Here is a 6,944-nt window from a genome sequence, read left to right on the forward strand (position 1 = left end):
CGGCATGCCGTCAAGATGGCGCGCTGTCTTGCCAGCACGCCAGCACGCCAGTATGGTGGCAAACATGAAGACGATCGCTGTAGTGAACCTGAAGGGTGGCGTCGGCAAGACCACGGCCGCCATCCTCATCGCGACCCAACTCGCCGAACTTGGGCACACCGTGACCGTGCTCGACATGGATACCCAAGGGTCCGCCACCGACTGGGCACGAATCGCCGACGAAGACGGCACGCCCCTGCCGTTCGAAATCCGACCCGCCAACCACGCCAGCCTCCGCAGCTACAAGCCGACCACCGACTTCACCGTCATCGACACGCCCCCCACCGACCCGAGCGTCGTGGATGCAGCCGTGAAGGTCGCCGACCTCATCATCGTCCCCACACCACCGGGGCTCATGGACACCGACCGCACCTGGAGCACCGTCGAGGTCACCGCCACCCAGGTCCCCACCTACGTGCTCCTATCCCGCTTCGACGGACGCACGAACGATGCCGCCGACTTCGCCTCACTCCTCGATGAGCGAGGCGTCGGCCGGTTCGAAACCGTCATCCCCGCCAGCGTCTCTATCGGGCGACTCCGCGGCACCATCCCGAATCCGAGCAAGTTCCGCTTCGACGACCTCACCACCGAACTCCTGGAGGTGCTCTGACCATGGCCACCAAACCCGCAGACCGCTTCGCCGCCCGCCCTCGAGCCAACGCCCGCTCGACCGGCAGCGCCAAGGACGCCTTCATCGACCCGTCCTCGCTGGCAGCCGACGAGATGAGCAAGCTGACCATCCGACTCCTGAAGTCGCTCCACAAGGACGTGAAGGCTGCGGCTCTCGCCGAGGACGTCAGCGTTCAGGAATGGATCCAGGACGCCATCAATCAGAAGCTCGCCAACAAGACAGCTCACTGACAACCCAGCATGCCAGCACGCCAGCACACCCGAGGAAGCCGCGATGAGCGCCGCCGCAGTCATGCCGACAAGGCTGGCGTGAGACGCCTCCCCCTCCTGGTCGTCGCCCCGGCCGTGGTGATCGCGGGCGCCGTCGCTCTCGTGCTGGTCCTGCGGTAGCCATCATGACGGCATGCTGGCCCCTCCAGCATTCCGGCACCGCATCCTCAGAGGAGGCCCGTCATGGACCGCACACCCCGCCTACCGAACTGCGACAACACGCGCCGTTGGCTCAGAGCCTCTCGGTACAGTGATGGTCGTCTCTGTAACCGGCCTGGGGGATCCACGTGGCACGCCGTACCCGCAGAGCGAGCAAGGACCAGCTCGCCGAACGCACCCAGGACGTCTCCGGCGACAAGTTCACCATCCAGCTGCACGACCAGACCTACCGCGAACGCGCCAAAGCCGGCGAGGCCATCGCCCACTGGGTCCGCGACACCCACTTCCGCGCCGAACACATGAACGACCGCGACCTCGGCCAGATCGGCACCCTCGCCGGCCACCCCATCCACGCCACCGTCATCGGCACGGTCAACGGCGGCCAGCCACCCCACAACCCCCGCATCCACCTCCACGCCCCCGGCACCCTCGAGGACCACGCCGTCAAGATGACTGCCTGAATCGGCTGTAAGTGTTCGTGGTGGCCGGCCCGGGGCTGGCTGGCCACCACGAACACTTACAGCCGATTCAGTCCGCCCCGGCCACGGCCGCTGATCCGCCCACCACCATCGAGGGCAAGGACGCTCGCGTCCGGGGCAGCACAGTACGACGCCGCACCCCGAGCTGCCTTCCTCACCGAAGACTCATCACCTCCGGTCTATGCCTGAAGCTCAGGCACGCGGCTCTCGGACCTGCGCCCACATCTCGGCGATGTGCTCTGGCACGGAGTAGTAAGCCTCATTCTCAGAGCCCCACACGGTGTCGAACATCCATCCGACACCCTCGAAGTGGGCGTTGAGGTGCCGGGTAAGGCCAGAGAGAGCCCCGAGCAGCTCCCCGCGCCCGTAGCCGGTCTCCTTCGACAGGTCGGGGATCGTGAACTGCTCACCGGGAGACTGACTCATGACATCGAGGACCTTGCCGACCTTCACGTTCGCGACGCCAGTGCCGGCGGCGAACCGCTTCAGCATCTCCAGGTCCCACTGCTCGGAGTCCTCAACCTCCACAGAGCCCTCGGGGAGGCTCTCGGAGGAAGCCGGCTGGGCCAGGAGGCGATACACCTCCTCCACGCGATCAGCGGGAACAGGCACGGAGACAAACTGGGGAGTACTCATGGCGGCCTCTCGATAGATGTGAACCTTTCTGAAGCCAGACTAGAGTCCCTAGGGACTAGAGTCAAGCGCATGTGGTGTGCTGGATGTGGTCGAGACTCAATCTCGGGCGCACTAGGGCCCAGTGGAGTGGTCCTGCTGCTTGGTGAAGTGTGTGAGTACGGGGTTCTACTAGAGTGCGAAGATGGCTCCGAGGGGCAGGCTGAGTACAGAAGAGCGCGACAGCATTGCGATGGCCGCGGCGCAGCGGTACAAGCAGGGGGAGTCCTGGGCTGAGATCGCTCGGGACTACAACCTCACTAGCGCTTACGTCCGCCGACTCACCACGGCACGCCACCCCATCAACTACCACCGCTGGGGCCAACAACCCACTGCTGACATCGAGCAGGTCAACCAGCTACGTGACAACGGATGCACCCTCGAAGGGATCGCAGAGGCACTTGGGTGCTCACGACAAGCAGCACGCACAGCACTGGAGCGCGCCGGCCGTACCCCGCCCACCCGATATCCCCGACTCTCCGAACGGCGCGTCCCCAGTCCAGCCGAGACCGCCTCACTGGTCCAGCTGTACGAGGCATGCCCCCAAGCCCCCCGCAACCGTGAGGGATCCCGAAACACGAGAGGTCCCGAAGGAAGAGCCCTGGCGGAAGCCTGCCGAGCCCTCGTTGACGACGGCATCCCCATGGCCACCCTCTCCACAGCCTTGGGCCGCGGACCCACCTGGATCCATTGGCTACTCGGCACCCACGATCTCCGACCCGATCCGCACCGAGTCCAAACCACCTCGCGGCGGACTAGATGTAATGACCGGGGACGTTAGTCGACGCTTGCGGCGCTGGTAGAACTCGCGTCAGGGCCGCGGCATCGCCGGTGACATCCACGCCCTGCGCGATAGCGGCGGGCAGAGGCATTGCGCCTTGTAGGAGGGCAACCAGTACCGGCCCGGGGCCTGTAACGCCCGCCAGGGGGCTGACGTCGCGCCGGCAAGGGTCCACCGTGATGGTCCCGTCGGCGGCGGTGAGGTCGAAGCCGTCGTCGAAGGTGCCGAACCGGATCACGATCGGTGGCTCGTCCGGCCTGTGATCCGCGAGGAGGAAGCGTGCCGGTTGGCTGAGCCAGTGCATCTGGAAGATCGCATCACTCGGCGCGTCTGGAACCGTCGGTGCACCCCACTTCAGAAGCTCGCGCAGCACTCCGTCCAGGGCCCGGCCACGCTCGGTAAGCCGATACGTTGGCGTGCCCGGGTTTCCTGGGGCGGGCTCGCGGGCGACGACACCGTTGGTCTCGAGGTCCCGCAGACGCTGGGTGAGCAGGTTCGTCGCGATGCCAGGCAGGCCGCGCTGGACTTCGCCAAAGCGCAATGCGCCCCCGATCAGCAGCTCACGCACGATCAGGAGAGTCCACCGGTCACCGACGACATCCAGGGCGCGAGCGATCGAGCAGAGCTGTCCGTAGGACTTCACCTGAACCCCCTTGACTTTATCAAGTGCCTGCTTGAAAGTATCAAGCACCATTCTCACACCAAGGAGAGCCATGCCCGCCACCCTGTCTTCTGCCGCACCTCAGACCCTCAAGGACTATTACCGGATCCTCGAGTCCGGCATCGACAGTTACCAGGACGGGGCTGACCTACGGCCTCTGCTGGGTGACCACCTCGACTTCACGGGCTCCCTCGCCGGACACCTCCCCGACGCCACCGATGGCTTCCTGGGCGGGGTTGCCGGTTTCATTGCGACGGTCAAGCAGATCGAGATCATCCACGACGTGCACGGCCCTAACGGCTCCGCCGTGCTCTACACGGCGACCATGCCCGGCGGTCCCATGACCTTCGCGGAGTTCTTCACCTTCGACGGCGGACGCATCGCGTCCTTGAACCTTCACTACAGCGGCCCCGAGTACATCGAGAAGGGTGGACGATGACAGCACAGAAGGACCTGGTCGAGCGAGTTCGTGACGCGCTAAGAGCTCGCAACCCTCGTGAGGTGTCGATGTTCGGGGGAGTGTCGTTCATGGTCGAGGACCGGATGGTCGTCGCCGCTCGTCGGGAAGGGACACTCCTGCTACGCATCGACCCCGCTGACGCGGAGGACCTACTCGCCCGTCCTGGTGCTCACCCTGCGCTCATGGGTGCAGACCGCCCCATGGGCGAAGGCTGGATCAGCATTGAACAGGCCGCCCTCCAGGGACCTGGGCTCGAGTCCTGGCTTGCGCCAGCACTCACCTTCCACGCAGCGCAAGGCTCCAAGTAGAAGTCTCTACTCCAACTCCATCATCCGGTGGCCGGTCGCAAACGCGGCCGGCCACCGATCTATCTCAGGAGGCACTTTGAGTCATCGCAATGCCGCACTGACCCCACGTCATCGTCTACGAGTCGCCCGCCTCGTCGTCGAGGAAGGATGGCCGATCAGCGAAGTCGCTGCCCGCTTCCAGGTGTCGTGGCCAACCGTGAAGCGGTGGGTCGACCGCTACCTCGCTGGCGAGCCGATGCAAGACCGGTCGTCACGTCCGAAGTCCTCACCGAACAAGACGAGCAAGAAGACGACAAAACGGTGCGTGAGCCTACGAATGCGCCTGAGGGAAGGGCCTGTTCAACTCGCAGCCCGACTCGGCATCGCCCCGGCCACGGTCCACCGCATCCTCACGACCGCGCGCATGAATCGACTTTCCTACGTCGACCGTGCCACCGGCGAGCCGATCCGCCGATACGAACACGACCACCCTGGCTCGCTCGTGCACGTGGACGTCAAGAAGCTCGGGAACATCCCCGACGGTGGGGGCTGGCGATACGTCGGGCGACGTCAAGGATCGAGGAATCGTGCCGTCACTCCCGGCAAGCCGAAGAACAAGTGGCGCAACCCCAAGCTCGGGTATGCGTTCGTGCACACAATCATCGATGACCACTCGCGCGTCGCCTACACCGAGGTTCACAACGACGAATCCGCTGTCACCGCCGTCGGAGTCCTGCATCGAGCGGTCGAGTGGTTCGCCGACCGAGGGGTCGCTATTGAGCGCATCTTGTCCGATAACGGTGGTGCGTACCGCTCTCACCTGTGGCGAGACACGTGCGAGGCTCTATCGATCACTCCGAAGCGAACGCGGCCATACCGCCCACAGACCAACGGCAAGGTCGAGCGATTCCACCGCACCATGGCCGACGGCTGGGCATATGCGCGCTGCTACACGAGCGAGAAAGAACGCCGCGATGCCCTCACCGACTGGCTCCACGAGTACAACCAGCACCGACCGCACACCGCCTGCGGAGGCCAGCCGCCCTTCTCACGATTGATCAACGTCCCCGGTCAGTACAACTAGAGACCCTACGGCCTAACCTCGCCGAGGGGACTGCCGCAAGGATGGGTGACATCTTCACCTGATCAAGCGGCAGTCCCCTGCCAGTTCTCAGCCCGGGCACTGGTTGACCTCAATGTGCGCGACCTCGGCTTGGTAGTAGCTGTTGACCCTGCCCTGTGGGCAGGGTGTCCGATACGAGCATGAACAAAGAAGCGCGTCAGGTGCCGTTTTCGCAGGTCAAATGCTCAGCTGTGGGGTGGCCCGAACTGGTCGTTGGGATCCTCGGCTTCTACGCGGTCGGGTGGACCATCTATGCACTGTTTGGCGTGCTGGCCACGGACCCGGTGCTCATGGGCGCTTTGCAGTCGTGGCTGGCTGGGCTTGCCACACTCGGCGCATTCGGACTCGCCCTCTCCTTACGAGTCCGCAGATTGGCCCCCTTCGGCCTCAACCGGACCACACCCAAATGGCTGTTGCTGGGCGCTTTGGGTGGCGCCGCTGTGTTCCTCTTGAGGGGCATCTTGCTCCCGCCGCTGGTCGAGCTGTTCGGCCTGGCGACCGACTCCCAGTCAGATCTCGCAGGGGGAGCGCAGGGCGGGATCGTGGCGCTGGTCGCGACGGGAATCGGTATAGCGATCGTCGGCCCTCTTGGTGAGGAGATGCTGTTTCGTGGCGTCATCCAAACGGCGCTCGTCCGGTACGGTGCGGTGATTTCTACGCTGGCCAGTGCCGCCGTGTTCGCGCTGATTCACGGCAGCGTCAGTATCCTGACGCCGATCGCTTTCGTCGTGGGTGTCCTGACCGCGGAGCTGTACCGGCGTAGCGGTTCGTTGTGGCCAGCGATCGTTGCTCATGTCGTGCACAACGCCCCGACGGTCTTCCTGTACGCACTGCTCTAAGGGAGGGGTCTACGGGTCGGCAGGATGGACGGTTGTCGGCGCGCACAGGACGCTCACGCGCTCAAGCACGTCCAGTTGAGCACGGTTGTAGACCTCTGCTAAGGCGGAACCTAAGACCTCTTTCGCGGTCCCGGAGTCCTGGGTGATACGCGGCACGGGCAGGGCCCCAGCCGTGGTTGAAGTACTCGCTGAGGAGTACACCGCGGTGAGATCTTCTGCCAGCTGCCGTTTCGTGGACTCATCTGCGTCGGTCGAGAGGGAATCGAAGGTCAGCTCCGCAGGCGTTTTTGTGTGATCGCGAAGCGATGTCGCGATCTCGACCATCGTCTCGTCATCGAACAGGCGCGAATACACCAGGAGCAGGGCTCGGTCAGCGTCATTCACTGACGCTGACAGTCCCAGCATGCCAGCAGGCAGATCGACCGGGGGTCTGCCACGTCTCGGCGCGTTCAGAAGGTCGGCGAGTTCCTCACGGACAGCGCTCCAGCGGTTAATGCGCTCTTCGAGCTCGGCATCGAGGGCCTTCAGTGCTTCCCACCCATCA

General features: G+C 64.6%; 9 protein-coding genes and 1 pseudogene. 7 read left to right on the forward strand and 3 right to left on the reverse strand.

Annotated features, from left to right (window positions below):
• The first annotated feature begins 64 nt into the window (after positions 1 to 64).
• The 3 genes from ACT3SP_RS18365 to ACT3SP_RS18375 all read left to right on the forward strand — a co-directional run bounded on the left by ACT3SP_RS18365 (position 65) and on the right by ACT3SP_RS18375 (position 1,559).
• Positions 65 to 649: an AAA family ATPase gene (locus ACT3SP_RS18365; protein WP_444588728.1), complete on the forward strand. Its 585-nt coding sequence runs from the start codon at positions 65 to 67 to the stop codon at positions 647 to 649.
• A 2-nt stretch (positions 650 to 651) separates the two neighbouring features.
• Positions 652 to 900 carry a toxin-antitoxin system HicB family antitoxin gene (locus ACT3SP_RS18370; protein ID WP_114306462.1) on the forward strand — a complete coding sequence of 83 codons (249 nt, stop codon included), beginning with the start codon at positions 652 to 654 and terminating at the stop codon, positions 898 to 900.
• A 326-nt stretch (positions 901 to 1,226) separates the two neighbouring features.
• Positions 1,227 to 1,559 (forward strand): hypothetical protein, encoded by a 333-nt coding sequence (locus ACT3SP_RS18375; RefSeq protein ID WP_444588729.1) that lies wholly within the window; start codon positions 1,227 to 1,229, stop codon positions 1,557 to 1,559.
• 210 nt (positions 1,560 to 1,769) lie between these two features.
• Here the strand turns inward: ACT3SP_RS18375 and ACT3SP_RS18380 are convergent, their stop codons facing one another.
• Complete coding sequence (locus ACT3SP_RS18380; RefSeq protein ID WP_444588730.1) at positions 1,770 to 2,213, reverse strand: hypothetical protein; 444 nt, start codon at positions 2,211 to 2,213, stop codon at positions 1,770 to 1,772.
• A 791-nt stretch (positions 2,214 to 3,004) separates the two neighbouring features.
• Positions 3,005 to 3,724 (reverse strand): winged helix-turn-helix transcriptional regulator, encoded by a 720-nt coding sequence (locus ACT3SP_RS18385; RefSeq protein ID WP_444588731.1) that lies wholly within the window; start codon positions 3,722 to 3,724, stop codon positions 3,005 to 3,007.
• Positions 3,725 to 3,743: 19 nt separating this feature from the next.
• Between ACT3SP_RS18385 and ACT3SP_RS18390 the strand changes: the two genes are divergently transcribed.
• The 4 genes from ACT3SP_RS18390 (at position 3,744) to ACT3SP_RS18405 (ending at position 6,400) form a co-directional block, all read left to right on the forward strand.
• Positions 3,744 to 4,130: a hypothetical protein gene (locus ACT3SP_RS18390; RefSeq protein WP_166813949.1), complete on the forward strand. Its 387-nt coding sequence runs from the start codon at positions 3,744 to 3,746 to the stop codon at positions 4,128 to 4,130.
• A gap of 68 nt (positions 4,131 to 4,198) precedes the next feature.
• Positions 4,199 to 4,459 (forward strand): TfoX/Sxy family protein, encoded by a 261-nt coding sequence (locus ACT3SP_RS18395; protein ID WP_443358884.1) that lies wholly within the window; start codon positions 4,199 to 4,201, stop codon positions 4,457 to 4,459.
• 76 nt (positions 4,460 to 4,535) lie between these two features.
• Complete coding sequence (locus ACT3SP_RS18400; RefSeq protein WP_427816186.1) at positions 4,536 to 5,522, forward strand: IS481 family transposase; 987 nt, start codon at positions 4,536 to 4,538, stop codon at positions 5,520 to 5,522.
• A 179-nt stretch (positions 5,523 to 5,701) separates the two neighbouring features.
• Positions 5,702 to 6,400, forward strand: coding sequence for a lysostaphin resistance A-like protein (locus ACT3SP_RS18405; RefSeq protein ID WP_444588732.1), 699 nt, complete (start codon positions 5,702 to 5,704; stop codon positions 6,398 to 6,400).
• A gap of 9 nt (positions 6,401 to 6,409) precedes the next feature.
• Here the strand turns inward: ACT3SP_RS18405 and ACT3SP_RS18410 are convergent.
• Positions 6,410 to 6,944 (reverse strand): annotated as a pseudogene (locus ACT3SP_RS18410) (hypothetical protein); the annotation flags it as partial.

The sequence above is a fragment of the Brachybacterium sp. AOP43-C2-M15 genome (assembly GCF_052446295.1).
Classification (GTDB): Bacteria; Actinomycetota; Actinomycetes; order Actinomycetales; family Dermabacteraceae; genus Brachybacterium.

Excerpts from the sequence above, each read along its gene's own strand:
- ACT3SP_RS18365 (WP_444588728.1), top strand. The coding sequence starts at position 65 with ATGAAGACGATCGCTGTAGTGAACCTGAAGGGTGGCGTCGGCAAGACC.
- ACT3SP_RS18370 (WP_114306462.1), top strand. The coding sequence starts at position 652 with ATGGCCACCAAACCCGCAGACCGCTTCGCCGCCCGCCCTCGAGCCAAC.
- ACT3SP_RS18380 (WP_444588730.1), bottom strand. The coding sequence starts at position 2,213 with ATGAGTACTCCCCAGTTTGTCTCCGTGCCTGTTCCCGCTGATCGCGTG.
- ACT3SP_RS18385 (WP_444588731.1), bottom strand. The coding sequence starts at position 3,724 with ATGGTGCTTGATACTTTCAAGCAGGCACTTGATAAAGTCAAGGGGGTT.
- ACT3SP_RS18390 (WP_166813949.1), top strand. The coding sequence starts at position 3,744 with ATGCCCGCCACCCTGTCTTCTGCCGCACCTCAGACCCTCAAGGACTAT.
- ACT3SP_RS18395 (WP_443358884.1), top strand. The coding sequence starts at position 4,199 with ATGTTCGGGGGAGTGTCGTTCATGGTCGAGGACCGGATGGTCGTCGCC.
- ACT3SP_RS18405 (WP_444588732.1), top strand. The coding sequence starts at position 5,702 with ATGAACAAAGAAGCGCGTCAGGTGCCGTTTTCGCAGGTCAAATGCTCA.